General features: G+C 38.0%; 19 protein-coding genes and 1 other RNA gene. 13 read left to right on the forward strand and 7 right to left on the reverse strand.

What is annotated here, in order from left to right:
• Window positions 1-214: 214 nt before the first annotated feature.
• Complete coding sequence (locus IQ282_RS12535; RefSeq protein ID WP_194852216.1) at window positions 215-1351, reverse strand: DEAD/DEAH box helicase; 1137 nt, start codon at window positions 1349-1351, stop codon at window positions 215-217.
• Between the two features lie 116 nt (window positions 1352-1467).
• Here IQ282_RS12535 and IQ282_RS12540 point away from each other — a divergent pair, with 116 nt between their 5' ends.
• The gene (locus tag IQ282_RS12540) at window positions 1468-2067 is read left to right on the forward strand and encodes a DNA-3-methyladenine glycosylase (protein ID WP_194852217.1); all 600 of its coding nucleotides are present in this window, start codon (window positions 1468-1470) and stop codon (window positions 2065-2067) included.
• A 97-nt stretch (window positions 2068-2164) separates the two neighbouring features.
• On the opposite strand, the gene IQ282_RS12545 is transcribed toward IQ282_RS12540, so the two are convergent.
• The gene (locus IQ282_RS12545; protein WP_194852674.1) at window positions 2165-2875 is read right to left on the reverse strand and encodes a flavodoxin family protein; all 711 of its coding nucleotides are present in this window, start codon (window positions 2873-2875) and stop codon (window positions 2165-2167) included.
• A gap of 195 nt (window positions 2876-3070) precedes the next feature.
• Here IQ282_RS12545 and htpG point away from each other — a divergent pair, with 195 nt between their 5' ends.
• The 7 genes from htpG (at window position 3071) to IQ282_RS12580 (ending at window position 11582) form a co-directional block, all read left to right on the forward strand.
• Window positions 3071-4963, forward strand: a complete 1893-nt coding sequence (gene htpG / locus IQ282_RS12550) for a molecular chaperone HtpG (RefSeq protein ID WP_194852218.1) — start codon at window positions 3071-3073, stop codon at window positions 4961-4963.
• 493 nt (window positions 4964-5456) lie between these two features.
• A complete protein-coding gene (locus tag IQ282_RS12555) occupies window positions 5457-6767 on the forward strand; it encodes a hypothetical protein (RefSeq protein ID WP_194852219.1) in 1311 nt (436 codons plus the stop codon).
• Window positions 6768-6906: 139 nt separating this feature from the next.
• The gene (locus IQ282_RS12560) at window positions 6907-7422 is read left to right on the forward strand and encodes a hypothetical protein (RefSeq protein ID WP_194852220.1); all 516 of its coding nucleotides are present in this window, start codon (window positions 6907-6909) and stop codon (window positions 7420-7422) included.
• Window positions 7422-8147 (forward strand): CsgE family curli-type amyloid fiber assembly protein, encoded by a 726-nt coding sequence (locus IQ282_RS12565; protein WP_194852221.1) that lies wholly within the window; start codon window positions 7422-7424, stop codon window positions 8145-8147. Before IQ282_RS12560 ends, IQ282_RS12565 begins: the two co-directional genes overlap by 1 nt.
• 10 nt (window positions 8148-8157) lie before the next feature.
• A complete protein-coding gene (locus tag IQ282_RS12570) occupies window positions 8158-8583 on the forward strand; it encodes a curli production assembly/transport component CsgF (protein ID WP_194852222.1) in 426 nt (141 codons plus the stop codon).
• A 3-nt stretch (window positions 8584-8586) separates the two neighbouring features.
• Complete coding sequence (locus IQ282_RS12575) at window positions 8587-10104, forward strand: CsgG/HfaB family protein (RefSeq protein WP_194852223.1); 1518 nt, start codon at window positions 8587-8589, stop codon at window positions 10102-10104.
• Window positions 10105-10109: 5 nt separating this feature from the next.
• A complete protein-coding gene (locus IQ282_RS12580) occupies window positions 10110-11582 on the forward strand; it encodes a carboxypeptidase regulatory-like domain-containing protein (RefSeq protein WP_194852224.1) in 1473 nt (490 codons plus the stop codon).
• Window positions 11583-11951: 369 nt separating this feature from the next.
• On the opposite strand, the gene IQ282_RS12585 is transcribed toward IQ282_RS12580, so the two are convergent.
• Genes IQ282_RS12585 through IQ282_RS12595 form a run of 3 tightly spaced genes read right to left on the reverse strand, consistent with a single transcriptional unit; the run spans window position 11952 to window position 14941 of the window.
• Window positions 11952-13487, reverse strand: coding sequence for a hypothetical protein (locus tag IQ282_RS12585; protein ID WP_194852225.1), 1536 nt, complete (start codon window positions 13485-13487; stop codon window positions 11952-11954).
• Window positions 13484-13891 carry an acyl-CoA thioesterase gene (locus IQ282_RS12590; protein ID WP_194852226.1) on the reverse strand — a complete coding sequence of 136 codons (408 nt, stop codon included), beginning with the start codon at window positions 13889-13891 and terminating at the stop codon, window positions 13484-13486. Before IQ282_RS12590 ends, IQ282_RS12585 begins: the two co-directional genes overlap by 4 nt.
• Entirely contained in the window at window positions 13892-14941 is a 1050-nt protein-coding gene (locus IQ282_RS12595; RefSeq protein WP_194852227.1) for a glutaminyl-peptide cyclotransferase, read from the reverse strand. It abuts the gene before it with no gap.
• A gap of 87 nt (window positions 14942-15028) precedes the next feature.
• Here IQ282_RS12595 and ffs point away from each other — a divergent pair.
• The 3 genes from ffs to IQ282_RS12610 all read left to right on the forward strand — a co-directional run bounded on the left by ffs (window position 15029) and on the right by IQ282_RS12610 (window position 17344).
• Window positions 15029-15128: signal recognition particle sRNA small type (gene ffs / locus IQ282_RS12600), an RNA gene on the forward strand.
• A 46-nt stretch (window positions 15129-15174) separates the two neighbouring features.
• Window positions 15175-15975 (forward strand): SDR family oxidoreductase, encoded by an 801-nt coding sequence (locus IQ282_RS12605; RefSeq protein WP_194852228.1) that lies wholly within the window; start codon window positions 15175-15177, stop codon window positions 15973-15975.
• 85 nt (window positions 15976-16060) lie between these two features.
• Window positions 16061-17344 (forward strand): LuxR C-terminal-related transcriptional regulator, encoded by a 1284-nt coding sequence (locus IQ282_RS12610; RefSeq protein WP_194852229.1) that lies wholly within the window; start codon window positions 16061-16063, stop codon window positions 17342-17344.
• 206 nt (window positions 17345-17550) lie between these two features.
• Here the strand turns inward: IQ282_RS12610 and IQ282_RS12615 are convergent, their stop codons facing one another.
• Window positions 17551-18438: a sterol desaturase family protein gene (locus tag IQ282_RS12615; protein WP_194852230.1), complete on the reverse strand. Its 888-nt coding sequence runs from the start codon at window positions 18436-18438 to the stop codon at window positions 17551-17553.
• Window positions 18439-18548: 110 nt separating this feature from the next.
• Here IQ282_RS12615 and IQ282_RS12620 point away from each other — a divergent pair, with 110 nt between their 5' ends.
• Window positions 18549-20219, forward strand: coding sequence for an alpha-amylase family glycosyl hydrolase (locus IQ282_RS12620; protein WP_194852231.1), 1671 nt, complete (start codon window positions 18549-18551; stop codon window positions 20217-20219).
• A 145-nt stretch (window positions 20220-20364) separates the two neighbouring features.
• The gene (locus IQ282_RS12625) at window positions 20365-20868 is read left to right on the forward strand and encodes a pyridoxamine 5'-phosphate oxidase family protein (protein ID WP_194852232.1); all 504 of its coding nucleotides are present in this window, start codon (window positions 20365-20367) and stop codon (window positions 20866-20868) included.
• Between the two features lie 279 nt (window positions 20869-21147).
• Here IQ282_RS12625 and IQ282_RS12630 read toward each other — a convergent pair whose 3' ends face one another.
• Window positions 21148-22713, reverse strand: coding sequence for a protein adenylyltransferase SelO (locus IQ282_RS12630; protein WP_194852233.1), 1566 nt, complete (start codon window positions 22711-22713; stop codon window positions 21148-21150).
• Window positions 22714-22852 lie beyond the last annotated feature (139 nt).

A 22852-nucleotide genomic window follows, 5' to 3' on the forward strand; every position in this document is an offset into this window, starting at 1 on the left:
CTCCTACCAATCCTACCAAAGTAAACCTCTTAAAAGCTCCTTTCCTAAGAATAGTATAGGTCGATCTCGAAAGACTCAACCATTCGGGAAACGAAAAGGTTGAAGTAATTCAGAATCCAAATCCATTTGAGAATTTTAAACATAAACTGAAAGTTCCGACTGCCACTTCAACTGAGTGGGTAAAATTTCCTTTTGAAACTTGACTTTAATGTCTTTAGGAATTCCATTCCTCAAGATCCTCCATCCAGACTTTCATATTCGTCTTTTTCTGGATGGTTCTCATATGATGGGATTCCTCTGGAGTGACCAGAGAGATAACGGTTCCAGGATTTTCTGCACGACCGGTTCTTCCTATTCTGTGGATGTAATCTTTGGGCGATCGTGGCAACTCGTAGTTGATGACAAATGGTAAGAATTCAATATCAATACCGCGAGAAAGTAAGTCGGTTGTGACTAGACATCTCACGTCACTCTCTGGATCCTTGAATTGGTTAAGGTGATCCTGTCGTGTTCCCTGAGCTTTTTTTCCGTGGATGGCTTTAGAGGTGATACCGTTTGTGTTTAGTTTGTCATTTACATGTTCCACTTGGTAAGTGGAAGAACAGAAGATCAAAACCTGCTGCATGTTGTGCTCTTCAATCAATTGACGCAACAGTACCCCTTTTTTCTCATCGATAACACGGTAACCTATCTGCTTAATGAGAGAAAGATCTTCATCAGGCACGGGAAGATTAATAACTACTGGATCCAGTGTCAAATGTTGAATGATCTCTGTAACTTTAGGGGATAGGGTCGCAGAAAATAGTAGTGTTTGAATCTTACTGGGCAATCGTGTAAATACCTGATTCATTTCCTCACGGAAACCCATGGACAACATCTTGTCGGCCTCATCAAGAACAAGGATTTTTGTATTTGCAATCTTAACGGCATTCTTTTCTATCAATTCTATCAAGCGACCTGGAGTTGCTACAAGAACATCCACAGAATTCATATTCATCATCTGGGGATTGATACTCACACCACCATAAACCGCCATCGTAATTAGCGGATTCTTGAGCGCTTTTGAAAAAAGGATGATTGCTTCACTTACCTGCACCGCAAGTTCCCGTGTAGGAACCATAACTAATGCTTGAATTTCCCGGTTTTCAGAAGGCTGGTTCTTAAGCCGATCAAGTAACGGTAATACATAGGCTAATGTCTTTCCAGAACCCGTTTTTGCAATTCCCATTACATCTTTTCCTGCGAGAATAGAAGGAATAGCCTGTTCCTGAATAGGAGTAGGTTTAGGAAATTGGTTTTTCTCTAGATGGCTAACTAATGCGCTAGAAAGTTTGAGTTCTTTGAAGGTCATATGAAAAATTGAAGCTGCAAAGGTAGCGAGTTAAATTACCAATGATTACCAAAGCCGCCATAGATCGTTTGTTTGTAAACCAGCGTATCGTAAATTTGTTTTTTTAGAAAATTATCATGAAACTTTCTGCCAGTTACTATCAGCACAACGACGTTGTTTTTCTTGCCAAAGACTTGATAGGTAAAACCATAATTTCCAGAGTAGATGATCAACTAACCAGCGGTATCATTACAGAAACTGAGGCATACCGCGGCGTGGATGATAAAGCATGCCATGCACACCTTGGAAAATTTACAGAGCGTACTAAGGTGATGTATGAACCTGGCGGTGTTGCCTATGTGTATTTATGCTATGGCATTCACAACCTTTTCAATATCATCACAAACACAGACCAGCAGGCAGACGCGGTTCTCATACGAGCGGTAGAGCCCGTTGATGGCATCGACCTAATGCTGGAGCGTCGCGGTAAGTCAACACTAGAAAAGTCTTTGACTTCTGGACCCGGTAATTTCAGTAAGGCGTTTGCCTTAGACAGATCGCATTATGGGGAAGATCTTACGGGAGATTTAATATGGATTGAGGATGATGCAGAATTTCGCTTTCGCGAAAGCGAGATAACTGCCTGCAAAAGAATAGGAATCGACTATGCAGCGGAAGACAAAAACCTACCGTGGCGTTTCTATCTGAACACTTCTAAATATGTGAGCAAACGCTAATAGTAGAAATACGCAGGACTGTAAGGCAAAGTTGATTTCCACAGTGTTATTAGGATGAACTAACATTTTAATCAATAGTCGCTTAACGTAAGCATTTCTATCGATACTCAGGATTCTCAAAAGCCCATTTGTTGCCTTTGCTCCATTGCTCTGTGGAATTACCATACGCAGAATACCCGTTATTCGTTTTGAGCAGGTGGGCGAGGTGCATAATATTATAAGTCATAAAAGTAGTATTGCGCTGTGTGAAATCGTTGTCCAAACCCACTTTCCCATCGTCCCCATAACTGGGTCCCGGGCCCGCTTCTCCTATCCAGCCAGCATCTGCCTGTGGTGGGATGGAATAACCTACATGCTGCAGGGAATATAAAATACCCATCGCACAATGTTTGATACCGTCCTCATTTCCCGTGATGATCGTCCCGCCGACTTTGCCGTAGAATTTATACTGTCCCTTTTCATTAGTTAGGCCACTCAAGGCATAGAGCCGTTCAATGAGCAACTGGGTCTGAGACGATTTTTCACCCAACCAGATGGGAGTTCCTATAATAAGTATATCGGCATCCATTACTTTTTTAGAAATGTCGACCCATGCGTCTTTGTCCCAACCATGTTTTGTCATGTCTGGTTGCACACCGCTGGCAACATCGTGGTCTATAAACCGCAGGTGTTCCACGGCGACACCTTCTTTTTCCATAATATTTGCACTGACATCCATCAACATTCTTGTGTGACTTTTCTCGGGAGATTTTTTGAGCGTGCAATTGATATAAATGGCTTTAAGTTGGGAAAAATCTGGAGTGTTCATGGGTGTTGAATTAAAGTGTATTCCTAAATGTCGGAAATCTGGCCGGTTATCTGTGTAGCTTTCTGTCAAAATTCACATTTAAATGACAGCTTGTCACTGGGAATGGTTTGGTACTTGATTTGACCATTGAGACTGAGGACGTTTCCGCTTTCGCGAAAGCGAACTAAACATCAATCTTAAAAACACGATTTATAAATGTCACAAGAAGGAAAAATTAATGTAGCGGTGGAGAATATCTTCCCCCTCATCAAAAAGTTTTTATACAGCGATCACGAGATCTTTTTACGTGAGCTCATTTCAAATGCAACTGATGCCACCCTTAAACTGAAGCATCTTGCCCTGATAGGTGAGGCGAGTGTTGAGGTAGGCGAGCAACAAATTGAGGTGAAGATCAATAAGGAAGAGGGCACGTTACATATTATTGACCAAGGTCTGGGAATGACGGAGGAAGAGGTGCAGAAATACATCAACGATATCGCATTTTCTGGAGCAGAGGAGTTTCTGGAAAAATACAAGGACAGCGCAAAAGACAGTGGAATTATAGGACACTTCGGTCTAGGATTCTACTCGGCCTTTATGGTGGCAAGCAAGGTAGAGATCCTTACAAAATCTTACAAAGACGAGCCAGCGGTGCACTGGAGCTGTGATGGATCACCTAATTATACGATCGAGCCAGGAACCAAGGAAAACTTTGGAACAGAAATTATTCTGCATATTTCTGATGACGAGAAGGAATTTCTTGAAGAAAGTAAGATCACTGAATTGTTGACGAAGTACAACAAGTTCATGCCGGTGCCGATTAAATTTGGTATGAAAACCGAAACTTTGGAAAAGCCAGAAGGCGCCAAAGAAGAGGACAAAGCTCCTACTAAAGAGGTTGATAATATCATTAACAACCCATCTCCAGCCTGGACAAAACAACCAACGGAATTAGAAGATCAAGATTATAAGAATTTCTACCGTGAGTTGTATCCCATGCAATTTGAGGATCCATTGTTCCACATTCACTTGAATGTAGATTATCCATTCAACCTGACGGGAATCCTTTATTTCCCTAAGATGACCCAAGACTTGAATGTACAGAAGGATCGCATCCAGTTGTATCAAAACCAGGTTTTCGTAACGGATAATGTGGAAGGGATCGTACCAGAATTCTTGACCATGTTGCGCGGTGTGATCGATAGTCCAGACATTCCATTGAACGTTTCCCGATCTTACCTACAATCTGACGGTGCGGTTAAGAAAATATCCAGCTATATCACTAGAAAGGTGGCAGACAAATTAAAGTCTCTATTTAATGAGGATCGCAAAGCTTTTGAAGAAAAGTGGAACGATATCAAGATCGTTATTGAGTACGGAATGTTGAGTGAGGATAAATTCTTTGAGAAGTCAGATGCGTTTGCCTTGTATCCTACCGTTGATGGTTCCTATTATACATGGGATGAGTTGATGGAGAAAATCAAACCAACTCAAACCGATAAGGACGGTAAGACGGTTGTTTTATATACATCAAACAAAGAAGCACAGCACAGTTATCTAGCTGGTGCGAAGGCAAAGGGTTACGAAGTCCTATTATTAGATTCCCCAATCATCTCGCACTTGATGCAAAAATTAGAGCAATCTAAAGAGAACGTCACTTTTGCTAGAGTAGATGCAGACAGCGTAGATAACCTGGTTAAGAAAGAGGAAGAGCAAATTTCCAAACTTTCTGATGAAGAGAAAGAAGCGCTTCAAAAAAGCATCACTGAAACTATAGGAGATTCTAGCTATAGCGTGCAAGTAGAAGCAATGAGCAGCGATAGCGCACCCTTTATGATTACCCAGCCAGAATTTATGCGTCGCATGAAAGAGATGCAAGCGACTGGTGGCGGTGGCGGTATGATGGGCTTTGGTAATATGCCAGACATGTACAACCTTGTGGTTAATGGTAATCACGAGTTGGTTCAAGAGATCTTCAACGCTAAAGCAGGAAAGAAAAAAGACCGATTGATCAAACAATCAGTTGATCTAGCTAAACTTTCTCAGGGATTGTTGAAAGGTGAAGCCTTGACACAATTTGTAAATAGAAGTTATGAGCTGATCAAATAACGATTTGTATTTTTAGTATAGGAAAGCCCTCAATATTGAGGGCTTTTTTTATTTAAATGAAATTTAGAGATTACGTTTATAATAATGTGAGAAAAATCTTATGAGATATGTTAAAAATTAACATTTTGTGATTAACAAATGTTATTAGCTTCCTACAAAATAATGTTAGATATCGGAGATATGTGCTTTAACAATAAATTAACAAAAGAGTGCAAAGTGTTGTAATTACACTTGTTACGTTATTGTTTTATCTCGATTATTAGATTAGTAGACTAACGACAATTTGTTTTTCCTACAAAGACATGCCTATATTTGGATAACTTTAAGAAACACGCTTCCCTACAGTTTCTTAAAACGACAGCCCTCCCCTAAACTGTCATAATTGATCCCCTAGAATAAATTGACATATTGATTGTTCGATAGCAAAGCAGAAGCGTAAGGTCTGTTGTGTTAGCTCCTGAAAATGTATTTATTAATTCTAAATATTTTAATTATGAAGAGAGTAATTCTTTGTGTTTCGGCACTACTAGCAGGAGGATTTGCGTTTGCGCAGACTCCAAAAACCGTAACTCCACAATCAAAACAGGCTTTGGCACCCAATGCAGCTGTAGGAGGTAACCTTTCAACCATTGACCAAGTAGGGATTGGTAGTGATGGACTTGCAGTTCAAGAAGGAACTATGAATACATCATACATCAACCAGACTGGAACAAGTGCTTCTAACAGAAACCTTGCTATTGTAGCTCAATCGGGTAATGTAGGAGATCCTGGAATCGCAAGAAGTGGTTTTAAAAATTATGCAGATTTAACTCAAGATGGTGAAGGAAACCAAATGGGAGCTTTGCAATTAGGCGATAAGAATACCGCTTGGGGTAATCAATTAGGTAATGACAACGTTGCATTGATGGAGCAAGGAGCTGTTAACGCTCGTCAAGCTCAGAACAACTATGCTGAGGTTGCTCAAACTGGAAACGGCAATGAGGCTGAAGTTCAACAACGTTTTGATAACAATATCGCTTCTTCCACTCAAGATAATACCGGATTTGCTACTGGAAACAGATCTTATCAGGAACAAGTATCTGCTGGAAACCAAAGTAATGGTCATACTGCAATCTCAACACAACGTGGTGGGGATAACGAAGTAAGACAATTTCAAACGGGTCCTAATTCTGCAGTAGGTAACTATGCAGAAGCAAATCAAGGGGATATCAATGGAACTGATACGGCAACTGGTGCTTATGCTCAGCAAATTCAATCCGGATCTGGACAACAAGCTTATATCAATCAAAAGTTAGCTGGTGACGAGGCTTATCAAGAGCAATTAGGTGCAAACAACGTTGCTGTTGCTGATCAAAACCTAGGTGGAGTTGTTAGTGGAGGAGATAATTTTTCTTCCCAATATCAAGATGGTACTGGTAACGACGCTGAAGCAAATCAGAACGGAAACAACAACGAATCTTTCCAAGAGCAATTTGGAGTAGGAAACTCAGCTTTAACCGTTCAAAAATTCGGTCAATCTGCTGGTAACTATGCGCAGTCTATCCAAACTGGAAATGACAATGACTCTCAGATCAGACAAAATTCAAATGGTAACTTTGCACAAGTTGATCAATTTGGTTCTAATCACATGAGTATTGTTAATCAAAACCAATTGGGTACTCAATTAGGGAATGCTTCATTCAATGGTTCAAATACTGCATCTGTTCTTCAAAGAGATGCTAACGGACTTTCAAATGCTGTACAGACTTTATTGAAATCTAGATCTGGTCTTTCTCCAGCTGCTAAGACTTTGAGCAGACTATAATTAACGAGTGTTAATTGTATAAAGTAAGTTATGGTAGAATCGAGTACATATTTCTCGATTCTACCTATTACTTATTAAAAGGCAAACTAACTCTGAATTCCTATTATTCATCAATAGATTAATCTAAAACCCCACTAAAATGAAATATGCGCTTTCTATTTTTTTATTATTAGTGATGTCAACTATCTCATTAAGTCAGACTTATAACGATGATAAGGATTTAATTAATCAGAATACATCAACTAGTTCAAATGAACAAATTAATATAGTTCAAAATCAAACGTTTTTTAAAACGGATACACGCCGTCTACCGCCTACAGGAAATTCGGTTTTTATTGAACAAGTTGGCTTTAATAATACAGGATCAGTAGCTATAACATCAAATCAAAGTGATGTCAATCTTTTACAAATAGGATCAAATAACGAAGCTTTTATAAATTTAAGAGCTGGAATCATCAGAGAAAATGTTGCCCAAATAGGAAATGACAATTTATTTAGGGATTATAGTCTGCACGGTGCACAACTTCATACAGCAGACATTATTCAAAATGGAAGTTACAATGAGATTATCAGTGTGGGCAGAAATAGTCTTTCTGAACAGATCAAGGTTACCCAAAGTGGAATAGGCAAACAAGCCTACATTATTCATAATTAATGAAATATGTTATTATCATATTTCTAATTACAATGGGTTTTTCACAAGCTCAAGAATCCTTATACAATCAATCTGTAAAAGCAGAAATATTGATGGAAGATCAAGGAGGTTTTTTAAATATCACAGGAATGGCATCCAACCTGACAAATGCGGAGCAAAGTATTCGATATGAACTTGCGGTAATTAAAAAGGATACAGCAAGCAATAATAGTTCTAAAAATAATCAAACGGGAAGAGGAGTACTTAAAGCAAAATCGCAGGGAGTCCTTTCAACTACAAGTGTAAACTTAAATATCCCAGATATTTTAACCATCATGTTACTTATTTATGATCAAGATGATAATTTAATAGGTAAGGATTTGAAACGAATTGAGCCTAACACTTTTCATCTAGAAACTAAACAAGTAGACACATATGACGGTATCGAGATTAAAGGATTAGTTACGAGAAATTTAAGAACCGCACCAGCTAGAAAATTCTATGATTACTTTTTTAAAGAATATAAAAGATATCAAATTAATGGCAATAGGGTGGTCTCGATCAATGAAAAATTTGGTCAAGGTCGTAGCTCTAGAATAGAGGTACTTGTAGGAACCGAAATAGTATATCAATTTTTCCTTAATCCCACTGATGATTTTATAAAGGAAATGGGTGATTACTGTGTACGTCTTGTCTATCAACAATTTGAAAAGCTTAAGGCTATAGAAGCCTCCATTAATAACTAATAATTCAACAATGTTTAAAAAAATCACGACACTGCTCCCGTTGTTATTTGCTCTCTGTTTTATGACAGATCTTAGTGCTCAACAACTTGTTTACAGACCTATCAATCCAGCATTCGGAGGAGATACTTTCAATTATCAATGGCTCTTACAAAGCGCGGAAGCGCAAAATAGATTTGAGGACCCGGCTAATGCTGCGAGCCTAGATGATTTATCAGACCTAGATTCTTTTGCAGATGGATTGAATCGCCAATTATTAAGTCAATTGTCTAGAGCCTTATTGAATGCACAAATCAATATTAATGATGGATTACAGCCTGGTACATTTACTTTTGGAAATCTGGAAGTTGAAGTGTTGGAAACTCTGAATGGTTTGGTAGTTAATATTCTAGACACCAATACTGGCGATACAACTCAAGTAGTTATACCAAATAACTAGCCCATGGTATCTGCGAAAAAAACTTTACGGTCCTTAGGACTGTTCTCGATCTTATGCCTCATTTCAGGCTGCGGCTCTTATTTTAGCCAGCCGCTTGATACTCAGAATGCACGTATAGGTGAAACAACAGATGCGACTTATCTCTTGCGAACCCTACCACCACCAACTACAAGGGCTGTCGTTGGGGTTTATAAGTTTGAAGATCAAACTGGCCAGTTCAAACAAACGGATGCCGGATCAACCTTTAGTAATGCTGTTACTCAAGGTGGAACTACCATTCTAGTAAAAGCCCTGGAAGATTCAAAATGGTTTACACCTATTGAACGTGAAAACCTGGATAATCTTCTTAATGAAAGAAATATAATCAGTGCTACTCGTAAAGATTATTCTGTGCAAACGAATACACAACCGCAGCCACTGCCATCCTTGCTATATGCTGGTGTACTTATTGAAGGCGGTATCGTTTCTTACGATACAAATGTATTAACTGGTGGTGTGGGAGCCAGATACTTTGGTGCTGGTGGATCCAGTAAATACCGTCAGGATCGAGTTACCGTTTATTTAAGGGTAGTATCCACAAAGAATGGAGAAATACTCAAAACAGTTTATGTTTCTAAATCTATTTTCTCTCAAGCGATTGATGCAAGTCTTTTTCGCTATGTCAATTTTAAAAGATTGCTGGAAGCAGAAACTGGTTTTACTAGGAATGAACCAGGACAGTTAGCCGTTAAGGAGGCCATTGAAAAAGCTGTAGAAGCTCTTATTGTAGAAGGTGTAGAAACTGGTTTGTGGTACCCACAAGGTGGGGAGGAAGTTGCAAATAAAATGGTGCTAGACTACCGTACTGAAAAGGAGGTTGCAGAACGAACGGATGTTTACCAACGGGAACTACTAGACCGACGCAGTAGATTGCGACTGGATTTTGGGGTAGGAGGAACATACGCAAACAACGATCTTGCAAATCCATACTACGAATATTCTGCGACAGTAGGGGCAAAATATAACTTCACTCCGTTCATAGGCATAAAGGGACAAGCTAATTTCTATAGAATTAAAAATACAGGTACTCTAAACCGTCAATTTACCAGTGTGGATCTTAATGCCGAGTTTACCATATTACCTTATGAAAAGTTCAGTCCTTATGTATATGCTGGACCAGGACTTAATTTTGCCGATGGCTTTAATACTATTGATTTCAAGGCGCAAGCCGGAATAGGACTTGAATACCTTGTTTCTCCCAGTGTGGGGATCAAGGTTTATGGTGATTATAATGCAGTATTTTCAGATGAGATGGACGGCATTGTTTCGGGTAAAAGGGATGATCAGTACTATAAATTCGGCGCTGGTATCAATGTTTATTTTGGAAATAATCAAGCTAAAGAAAACTCACCCAACTTCATAAGAAGAAGGGAAGCTAAGGAACTCAAACGATTCAACAAATTAGAAAAACAGAATAGAGGCAGTAGGCAGGTGGCTGATACGCTTTTGCAAAAGCAAACTAATATTAATACTCAACAATAAGAATCATGAGAATTATAACATACTTCATCATTGTTGCATTTGCACTTATACTCTCAGGTTGTACGGAAGAAACCTTGGACGTAAACGGCAAAGGAACTATAAGTGGAACCGTAGTTCAAGACGAAAATTTCCAACCATTATCAAATGTGAAAATTTCCACAAATCCGAACACAAGTACTGTTTTTACAGACGAAGAAGGGAAATTTACCTTAAGCGTTGAAAAAGGAACTTATGCCGTGCGAGCTGAAAAGGACGGTTTTCTAGTAAAGTTTGAATCGGCAGATGTGGAGACAGACGAAGAAACCTTAGTAGTTCTTGAATTAAAAATATCAACGGCTAATAATAAGCCTCCGCCAGCAGCAACTTTAAAACTTCCTGTAGATAAATCAACTAATGTTCCCTTTGATGTCACCTTTGATTGGGAAGCGATGGATGTAGATGGAGACTCATTGGTTTATAATCTACAGCTGAGAAATGCCAATACAAATGAAATACAAAACTTTCCTGAACTTGAAACAAGCGAGTTTAAAACTACATTGAATTTTGGGACTACGTATTTTTGGCAAATTACAGCTAACGATGGTATTAATGATCCTGTTAATAGTATTATCAATAGCTTTACAACCACTTCATTTCCTTCAAATCGTTTTCATTTCGTTCGCAAACAAGTTGACAACAACCTAATTTTTAGTGGAGACGCTGCTGGTAATCTAGTGTCGTTGACACCACCATCCAAAAATAGCTGGCGACCTAGAGTAAATCGCACCGTTTCAAAAATTGCATTTTTAAGAAATGTAGGCGCAAATGTTCAAGTATTTACCATGGATATGGATGGTGAAAATGTCAAGCAAGTTAGTAATTCAGTTCCAGTAAGCGGTTTCAATCTGGATGAGGTAGATATCTCCTGGTCCAATAATGGAAATGCTATTTATTACCCAGCACTCAACAAGTTGTATCGCATCAATCCTGATGGCAGCGGGCTTAAACTTATTTATCAAACCACCAATGGCAATCTAATTACAGAAGTGGATTACAACAATGGAGTGATCGCTCTTAAAACAAATGATTTTAATGGCTACAATGTGAATATTTTTACAATCTCTGAATCTGGGCAGTTCCAACAAATGATTTTAAGTGGTCTGGATGGTGCTGCTGGTGGTATAGAGTTGAGTATTGATAATAATCGATTGCTTTACAGCAGGGATATATCTGGATTTGAAAACCCAGCCTACAGACAGATTGACTCTAAAGTATTCGTTTACACGTTCTCAAATAATACTAATGTGGAGTCTTCTATAAATAAACCTGGAGGCACTAATGATTTAGATCCTAGATTCTCTCCTACAGATGCTCAAATAATTGTAACTAACAGACCTAACGATGCCAATATGGGTGGAACGGTCCAAATATTAGATTCTGGAATTACCGATCCTAGAGTGGACTTATTTCAAAACTCCTTTATGCCAGACTGGGAATAGCAGCCTTTTATCTATGAAAGAGATGCGTATCTCTTTCTTCAAATTCGAATCTCTGAGCAAGATTCAATGAATATGGATAACTGAATATGGTACTTACGCGCATCAATATTTGTGGTGCTATTCCCTTACTGGTACAAAAAGAAAGCCAAGCTTGAGATTTAGGGAATCTCTGCTTGGCTTTTATTATTCTAAATATAATAGTAAATATAAGTACATACAATTACTTTAAGCGTAAAACTGGCTAATTTAACCATTATTGGCACTGATAAACAGATTATCGATCGTTTAAATGTTGAAATTAATGTTTTTGGTGTTGATGATAGTGCGTTTTTTAGACTAAAGATTATAACTATGAACGTCTGTGATTACCTAAAAGTCGATTTTCACACTTTCATAGGCACCTATGTCGGGTATATTAGATCTCAAAACGCCTAAGATATCTTTTGTAGAGCTAGTTGTAGGATTTGCTATACCATTTGCACCTCCATCATTATCAATTTGCAGCATGTTTAAAGTTGGATTTTTAAATAAAGGATCTTCATTTAATACCACGTTTTTATAAAGGGCTGTATTCATAAAATCATATTGTGGATTTGAAATAAAATTATCGAATTTATCGTCAAATTTTATTATCGAATTTTCAAATTTTAAGTTAAAGGGTTTATCTTCTATCTTCAATAAACCCAACTCCAGATTACGATCTCCGTAAATAATGCAATTGGTAAATAACGCTTGACTTAAAGGCTCGCTCAACCCTGAATCTGGAATGGTGTTAGAGATAAATAGGGTAGGTTCGTTTCTAAACCCGCTGTTCCAGTAATTTGTGATGGTGCAATTATTAAATTGGTAAGAACCGCCTAATCTAGCAACTAGAGCAGATTGACCCGCATTGTGTATGACTAGGTTTTCAGCTTCTATATTTCCATTTGTTGCCAAAAGTCCCACATTTGAAGAATTATAAATTTGACTGTTATTGATCTTTAAAGTAGCACCGCCAGAATCAGGGTTCTGGCTATCCATAAGAATGCCAATACTTGCATTTTTAATAGTAGCATGAGTTATTTCATGATTTTTACTTCCAGCAGTCAGCCAGATACCAAACCACTGTCCCGCGATATTATTAAACCCAGGCTCTAATCGGTCGCCTTCAAAGATGACCTCGTTTTCTAAATCTTTCGTATTAGACAAAGAGCCGTTAATTTTTAGAGAGGCCTCGTTAGCTGCAATAATGCCACTTTGAGAATGAAAGAATAAGCGGGAACCAGCCGCTATGTTTAATATCTTGGCTGGAGGGATTCCAGCAAAGCCATAGATGACGTAAGGTTTATCGCTGGTAAATTGCAATTGATCATCGTCTAAAAAGAATCCCGAAACTCTAATTTCATTATTTTCATCATCAGTTCCTAACAATAGGGTTTCTTCAATTCCTTGACTGTCGCGCTTAGGGAATAGGAAAACGGCATCTTTAACTAGAGTTACCAGTTGAATTTCTTGCAGATTCCCACCACGATCAAATTCAATGACATCCTCATAAAGAAACTCGGTTGCACTAGAGAAATCTTTGATATCCACAGTGGTTTCAACAAAAATATAGAGTGAATCGCGAGCTAATATTTCAACGTTTTCAAAAATTTGTCCTGGTACACCATCAACGGCCAGTCGGTATCTCGAATTGCTGCCTTGTGCAAGAGCTACGTTTTGGATCACTATATCTTTGCTGCTGCGATTATATACTTTGAAAGTTCTCGTGCTACTACCAATAGTATTGAAAACGGTATCTAAGAAAATAGTATCTTGAGAGAACTCTAAATTACCGGTGCTCTCGCTAAACTCAAAATCGTTGCGACAGGAAGACAAGGCTATAAATAAAATACTTGTTAAGCATGCGATGAATATTTGTTTCATGTTGCTATTTCAAATAAATCCCGCAGCTCTTGAGAAATGCGCACAGGTTTTCCATTCTTATCAATGGCACACCAGTCCGAAGTAGTTTTGGCTAAAAGCTTATTCGTATCCTTGTCGTAAATCTCAATAAAGCGCTCGTAGCGAACGTTTGTAGCGCGACCTACCTGAGTTTTTATAAGAATATTATCTCCCAGCATAGCAGATTGTTTGTATTCAATACAGTGCTTAATCATTACCCAGTCGTAAGTATGTAGCATATCTTCAGAAGCTACACTCGTCCAGTGGTGCATAGCGATATCATTTGCCCACTGCACGTAAACCACATTATTAACATGATCTAAATAATCAATTTCGTCTTTAGAAACCTTTCTGACAACTTCAAAAATGGGGAGCTTGGAATTCACTTATTTCTTAATTTCAATTTCAAACATTTTATTCCATCGCTTTCCTGTTACAAAAAGTCTATTGTTTTGTTTGTCATAAGCAATGCCGTTAAGTACGTTATCATCCTTAGACCAGTTAGGTATTTGATCCTTTAAATCACTCAGATTTATAACTGACTCCAGCGCACCAGTTTTAGGATTGACTATCATTACGGCATTTTCTTGATAGATATTAGCATAGATTTTACCATCAACCCATTCTAACTCATTGATTTCAGTAAAAGATTTTTTATTAGAAACGATCTGTATATACTCAAGTTCTTCAAAAGTTTCTGGATCTAGCTTCCAGATCTTGTCCGTTCCATCACTTTTGTACAAGAACTCTCCATCATTGCATAATCCCCATCCTTCTTTACTGCTGTTATATTTGAAACGATCAATTTCATTCAGATCTAGGTCATAAACGTAACCAAAACGTCCTTTCCAAGTCAATTGATAAACTTTATTTTTTAGAATGGTTAACCCTTCGGCAAATACGGTTTTAGGCAATGTATTTTTCTTTAGTATATCCCCAGTTTCAACCTGAGTAATGAGAACTTTTGACTCACCGTATTGACCTACACTTTCGTATAATTTACCCTCATGAAATTCAAGTCCTTGGGTGTAAGAAGAATCTGAGTGAGGATAAACATTTACCAGGTCATAGCCATAAATTTTAGGCGCTGTAGGATTCGATTTCTTAATTTCTGTGGACGTATGGGTAACTTTTCCATCCTTATATATAGTAGCTTTATAGGTTAGGACACCATACGGTTGGTCAGTCAGCTTTCGCGAAAGCGTGTTTCCCTCTACATTATCAATTACACGAGCATTCTGTCTCCATATAATGCTATCTGCACCTATGGATTGTGCATCTATCAGGGTAATTTTTACCGTGTCATCATCGTTCCATTGCTTTTTATCGTTAGAAATTTCTAAAGAATAATTACTACGGAATTTTTCTAAATCGGTTTTACAACTTGATAATGAGATTACTAGAATCAGTAAAAAAATGGAATTTTTCCAGTTCATGAGAATGAATTATAAAGTGGAAATATACTAAGAAAAAAGCGGCGTAGAAAACCTTGCAAGATCAGAACAAGACCTTATATTTGCACCGGGCAAGTCCTACACAACCAGCTCCTGCTGAACTCCTCCAGGGCGGGAACGCAGCAAAGGTAAGTGGTCGTAGCGGTGTGATGTAGGTAGCTTGCCTTTTTTTCTTTCCTTATAATTAAATGCTTGTATTCGATATTTAAAGGTTTATGAAAAAAGTTATTTTGGTTACTGGCGGTTCATCTGGAATCGGCAAATCAATTGCTGAATATCTCAACACAGCAGGCTACCAGGTTTACGGAACCAGTAGAAATCCAGAAAATTACGAAAGTATTATTCCATTAATAGCAATGGATGTTCAAGACGACTCTTCTATAGCTCTGGCAATTAAAACGCTACTCGCGAAAGAATCAACGATAGATATCTTAATCAATAATGCAGGTGTAGGCATTACAGGTCCTATGGAGGAAACTCCCATGGATGCTGTAGAGCATGCAATGAATACTAATTTCTATGGACCTCTCAGAGTGATTCAGGCGGTTTTGCCTGTGATGAGAAATCAACGATCCGGACGCATTATTAATATAACCAGTATTGCGGGATACATGGGGTTGCCTTATCGAGGGATTTATAGCGCTAGTAAGGGCGCACTTGAGATTGCAACAGAAGCATACCGAATGGAATGTGCGCATTTAAATATACATTTTAGCAATGTTGCGCCAGGAGATTTTGCCACAAATATCGCCTCAGGAAGGTTCCATGCACCGGTCATCGATGGTAGTGACTATGCTCAAGGTTATTCTCACACCTTAAAATTAATAAATGATCATGTGGACGAAGGCCACGATCCCATTGAGGTTGCCCATAAAATTAAGCAGATAATTGAAGCAAAAAATCCTGGTATACATTACAAGGTTGGAAGTTTCATGCAAAAGTTTTCCATAGTTTTGAAAAAAATCCTACCTGAAAAAACTTACGAAAAGATGCTCAAGAAGCATTACGGATTATAAAACGAACTATAGCTTGAATTCTTTCATTACTCTAAGTATTCGCTATCTAAGCCTTGTTTTGTTTTTTTCTTCCAGTATTTTCTCCGTGGCTCAGAATGTTTCTATCTTATATGATGAAACGGGAGAATTAAACCTACTTGACATACCGTTTGAATCCTTTGAAACGATAGAAAGCGGATATTCTAACGGTTTAAATCGTGGAGTTTATTGGTTGCAAATAGATGCAGTAGCTGAGGTTTCTAATTTCCAATTAGAAAACAATCATATTCATGATGTTCAAGTCTATCAAAGTTTTACAGAAGTAAAAACTTCTAATAATAACGGTTTTATAAGTTTTGTTTTAAAGCCCAGTACACCTGTATTTGTAAGGCTAGGCGTTCAAAAAGAGGCTTACTTCCCCTTTACTATCGCTACCCAAAATATCTATGAGCGGCTGAAAATTCAGAAAGCTGTAGGTTTAGGAATGTTTTATGGTTTTGCGCTTGTGGTCTTTTTGCTCAACCTAGGATTGTTTGTTACTTCCAGGGACAAGGCGTTTTTGTATTACAGTGTTTTTCTAGTGTTTATCCTTGCCGTCTTTGCTCACAGAGACGGATTTGCAGAGATTTTGGGAATGACACCTGCAGTTAAAGATATAACAGAGCCTCTTTGTCTTTCCATAGGAGGTCTCATGTGCGCTGTTTTTACGGTTAAAAGCTTACGGTTGCATACACATTATCCATTTATTGCATTCACATATTGGGGAGCAGCTGTTATAAGTGCATTGTTCCTGTCGTTGTATTTTGCGTTACATGATTATGCTTATGTGGTAGGCATTTATTTTGTATGCTTATACATTTTCGTGTCTAGCTGGCTGTGTTCTTTGCTTCTAATTAGAGTGCAGCGTTTTGCGTATATCTTTTGTTTAGCCTATTTCTTTATGATGATCACGGCTATTTTATTTTATCTAGGCCCGACTTTGAACTTACAGATTTTTGAGGTGAAGCAGATACATCTTAAAATAAGTGCTTTTGTTGAGATGATAATTATAACGTTTGCTATTGTTTATCGTATGAAAACTTTAGACCGGAAACAACGTAAAATGAGAAAGGAGATGACTCAATACCTTTCAGAAATTGCCTTCCTAAGCGACGAGTTAGAAAAAAACCAGCATGGTCAGGAAAATATATTTACCAAGTTTAACCTGACCAACCGGGAAAATGAAATACTGGACTTAATTGCTGATGGGAAATCGAACAAGCAAATTGCAGATGAGCTCTTTATTTCCATAAATACAGTAAAATATCACGTTAAGAAAATCTACGAAAAGCTCGAGGTCTCGAACCGAAAAGAGGCGTCTAAACTAATGCACCAACAAGAATTAGGTTAGAAAGTAATTATTTTAGGACAATAGTCATTCAGCCTATAAACAAGTATTACAACGACTATTATCTCATGATTTGTCTCAGACTACCCGTTTACTACCCGGTATTTTTATACGCTTTTGCTCAGGACCTATGTAAATTTGATCACCAAATAAAATTAAGGGGTTTATTTGAAAGTGGGACTGCAAAACAACAAACGTAGGGTACGTTGTTAAGCATCCCACTTTTTAGTTGGTTTAAACGGAGCAAGCATTTGTTTGCCTAAATCCTCAGGAAAGTCTTCATCACCTGGAAAACCTAATTCTAGATTTGCGTCGTGATAAGGAACATGAGCTGTTCCAAAAAGGTAATCCCAGATGCTCAAGGATAATCCATAATTCATCCCGTATTTGTATCCTTTCGGTAATTCTCTTGCATGATGCCACAAATGCATTTTGGGATTGTTCAATATGTATTTGAAAGGTCCATAATCCCAGTTTAGGTTTGCGTGGTTCAAATGTCCTATAAACACACCTATCATGTGAACAATGAAGAATTGTTGAATACCAAATCCAATCATAGCTAATGGCGCATATTGGAGTGTTTTATAGACAATTGTTTCCATAAAGTGAAAACGAAACTGCGCTGCAAACCCCATTTCTTTGACACTGTGATGAACTTTATGAAACTCCCATAACCAGGGAACTCTATGTAACAATCTGTGGATATTCCATTGTATAAAGTCTGCAATAACAAACATGATTAGCAATTGAGACCACACGGGCAATGTTTGTACCTCTAAAGCAATAATATTATCTATACCTATACTATTAAGTCCATCCGTAAAAATCCTTACGCCTATATTAGAAATGGCATTGTAACCTACGAGTGAAAAAAGAAAGAAATTAAAAAACAGATAAAATAGATCTAACCAAAAGTCCTTTCTCAATAATTTCTGATCTTTTCGCCAAGGCAACCAAATTTCTAGTGCAAAAACCAACAAAGACAAACCCACCAACCAATAGAAGTAGTTGTCCCATGCAGGTTGTGTAATTTCCTGCCATAGGTAATTCCCGTAATCTGTAAAGGAATTTAAAAAGAGATCTTTATAGGTTTCCATGTTTCTTTAAGTCGGTTAAAGCTACGCAGGTTTACGATGGCTTTATTGTTTACGTTATAGGAAGTATTAATGGCTTCACTATTTTTGATGATACCTTATAATAAAGATTCATGAGAAATATTCTTGTCCTCATCCTCATTTGTTGTTCACTCAATAGCTGTAAAAACATAAAACCTATTTCAAGTAAAACCTCATTGGAGACAAAACCACATTTTGACTGGCAAGCGGCAAACGTGTACTTCTTACTTACAGATCGTTTTGCTAATGGTGATACCAGCAATGATAATTTGGTAAAACGAGATAAGGAAACCGGGACTTTACGTGGATTTGAAGGCGGTGATTTTGCAGGAATTGAGCAAAGAATAGAGGATGGATATTTTACAGACCTAGGTGTGAACGCCATCTGGCTAACTCCCATTTTTGAACAGATTCATGATGGTGTTGATGAAGGCACTGGCTTCACGTATGCCTATCATGGTTACTGGGCAAAGGACTGGACGGCAGTAGAGCCAGCCTATGGAACCATAGGAGAATTTAAAAACCTAGTACAGCTTGCGCACAGTAAAGGCATAAGAATATTGCTGGATGTGGTTATCAATCACACGGGTCCAGTAACACAAATGGATCCACAATGGCCAGAGAGCTGGGTTCGCACAGGGCCTACTTGCTCCTATCAGGATCAGGAATCTGCAGTGAGCTGTACATTGACAAATAATCTTCCAGATATTAGAACGGATAGTAAAGAAGAAGTTGATTTGCCTGAAATTCTAGTAAACAAATGGAAGGCAGAAGGTAGGTATGAACAAGAAGTTAAGGAATTGAATTTATTTTTTGAAACTTCTAAACTACCACGAACACCCGCAAATTATCTTATAAAATGGGTCACTGACTATGCTAGGGAAACCGGTGTTGATGGGTTTAGGGTCGATACGGTGAAGCATGTGGAAGAATCTGTATGGGCGACTTTTAATGAGCAGGCTAAACTGGCTTTTAATGAATGGAAAGAAAATAATCCAGAGAAGAAAATCCATGACGACGAGTTTTTTATTATGGGTGAGCTATATGGCTACAGCGCAGCTAGTGGTCGCGGCTATGATTTTGGCGATGCAGTAGTAGATTATTTTGATTTCGGTTATGATGCGATGATTAATTTTAGTTTTAAAAGCGATGCACAAAGCGACTACAAAACGCTGTTTAAAAAATATGATCAGATAAGAAGTAATTTGTTATCAGAAAAAGAAGATACTGCCGTATTTGTGAACTACATAAGCTCTCATGACGATGGTCAACCATTTGATCCTGCAAGAGAAAAAATGATGGAATCTGGATCCAAATTATTGCTGACTCCAGGGATCTCGCAAATTTATTATGGTGATGAAACGGCAAGATCGTTAGAGGCAGAAAATGCTAACGGCGATGCTAATCTCCGTACAAACATGAATTGGGATAATGTAGATCAGGGAACGCTGGCGCACTGGCAGAAACTGGGACGTTTCCGCCGCGATCACCCAGCGGTGGGTGCTGGTGAGGTTCTCCCAAGTAATTATAAGGGTTCAGGTTCTGTAACAACACGCTCCTATAGTAAAGATGGGTACAGTGATAAAGTCATCATAGGCGCAGGGCTGCCCAATGGTTTATTGACTCTTAACGTTTCTGAGACTTTCAAAAACAGGATGCAGTTGCGCAATTACTACACAGGCGAGCGGGTTGCTATGAAAAACGGAATGGTTCAAATACAGGTGGAAAATGGTATAATTCTTCTTGAATCTATTAATGAGTAAAAAGGTGGCAATTATTCCGCTTTCGCGAAAGCGAAATACTTATTAGCCCGTTAACATAAATTGGCACTTTTCAATTAAAATTGATATTTCATTAGCTTAATAGCATTGATTTGCACAATATCTTTAAATAAATAAAAAATTAAAGATGAGCACAAACAACCTAAATAACGCAGACGCCCAAAAAAAATATAAGGAACTAGCTTCCAGTATTAATTTTGCAATGATGCTAACGCACCTAGATCAAACGCCGTTGCACGCAATCCCAATGAGCACTAAAAAGGTGGACGACAATGGGACAACTTACTTTTTGAGTAATCAAAACAGCGAGCATAATGCTAATATTGAAAACGACTCTAGATGCCAGCTTCTATATTCTGAAAAGCACAGCATGGAGTTCTTGAGTGCTTACGGTAAAGCGGTAATTTCTAAGGATAGAAAAATTATTGATGAGCTTTATGGCAGCGCAGATGATAACTGGTTTGAAGGAAAAGATGACCCTAATATTACGGTAATCACCTTTCATCCAGAAGAAGGACAGTATTGGGATTCTAAATCTAACGCTCTAGTCAGTTTATTTAAAATGGGCTATGGCGCTATAACAGGAGAAAAAACGGATGTAGGTCAAACAGGAAGTTTAGATAGCCTATAATATTTTTAAACTTGATTTCTGTTGCTTCATTTTATGAGCAACCTTAGTTAAAAACATCATATGAGTTGAGTCCAGGATCATATATTTCAATTTGAGAAAAACTTTGATTGATTTAATATTCTGAATTTCATGAAGTACCTAATAACACAAAACCGATCTGAAAAGATCGGTTTTTTTATGCCAATGGTTCAGTTTTCATTCGAGCCGAGTAAAGAACCCATGCTTTTTAATGATGCAGTAATATATTTTAATATTCCTAGGGATTAGTTTCAAATGAAATTAACTGCTGCAACTTAGTTGCGAGGAACCTGGTTTATTTCTAGCCCAGTCCGGACGTTTTGCGTACCACTTATCATTATTGGGCTGCTCTTTATAAGGATCTTTTAGCATTTCATGAATCTGTTCCAGTAGGGTATAATCTCCTTTTTCTGCATCATTAATAATCAGTTGCGCCATATAATTGCGCAGCACATACTTGGGATTAGTGCTGTTCATTAACTCAACTCTTTTAATCGCATAGGCAGATTCCTGTTTCAACCTTATTATATAAACACTGATCCAGTCCTGCCATTCTTTAGATTCATTTATTGATAAATTATCTAGATCATAAAATGCAACGGAAAGAATTTCGAACGCGTCGGCATCGTTGATTGTAGAATTTAATCGCGCTAGTTCCCTAAAAAATAGTGTCATATCAACCTCTACTTTAGGAAGTAATTCCATTAAATCTGCAATAATGTCAACATCTGAATCGTGCGGAACCGTTAGACCTAATTTGCACCGCATCATTTCCAGATGTTTCTTAACAAATTGTGTTTTGTAATCATTCAGAATCGCTTCCAGTGGTTTAGAATCATCAATCAACGAGAACAACGCATTAGCAAGTTGCCACAAATTCCAAAGCCCTATTTCAGGCTGCGCACTATATCTATATCTTTTATGCTGATTGTCTGTAGTGTTAGGCGTCCAGTCTGGATCATAATCATCAATCCAGCCGTACGGTCCATAATCGATCGTAAGTCCTAGAATAGACATATTATCTGTATTCATAACTCCATGAACAAAACCTACCCGCTGCCAGTGAATCATCAACTCTAAAGTGCTTTCTGAAACCTCTTTAAAGAATTCTAAGTACTTTTCTTTTCCTTCTGATTTAATTTGAGGAAAATGATGTTTTATGGTAAAATCGGTTATTTGACGTAATAAGGAATCATTACCATTTGCGGAAGGAAGTTGAAAGTTTCCAAATCTTAAAAAAGATGGGGCTACCCGGCAGACGACAGCTCCTTTTTCATAGGCAGCATTTCCATCATAAAATGCATCGCGCATTACTTGCTCCCCTGTTAACGCCAGTGATAAAGATCTGGTTGTGGGAATTCCCAAATGATGCATTGCCTCGCTACACAAGTGTTCTCTAATACTTGATCTCAATACAGCATAACCATCGCCTCGCCTGGAATAGGGAGTGGGTCCCGCACCTTTAAGTTGTAATTGTTGGGAAGCATCATCAATCTCAATTTGACCTATATTAATCGCTCTGCCATCGCCCAATTGACCTGCCCATTGACCAAATTGATGACCACCATAATTCATGGCAAAAGATGGGTTTTTAGAATCAACCCATCCACCTGTCACCATCTTTTTGAATTCTTCCAATTCAAGGTATTCTTCTGTAAACCCTAGATATTTTGCAACCTCTAGAGTCACGTGAATAATTTCACGATTTTTGAATATGATAGGTTCGACGAGACTGTAAGCAGCATCAGGAACTTGTCTGGGAACATTGTTAAGAACAGGGTCAGGTTTTAATGCAGTAGTTAGTAAAGAAGCTTTAAGTTTTTCCATTGAACGTTATGTTTGAAGAGCAGTAAAGTATAGTTACGTTTTAACTGGGGACTGTTAATTTTAAGTAAACTTATCTGTATATTTAGTTCGTTTGTAGTGATTTTAGGTTTTTAATAGATAAAAACTATTTTGGCACAAT

The sequence above is a fragment of the Nonlabens antarcticus genome, from assembly GCF_015356755.1.
Taxonomy (GTDB): Bacteria; Bacteroidota; Bacteroidia; order Flavobacteriales; family Flavobacteriaceae; genus Nonlabens; species Nonlabens antarcticus.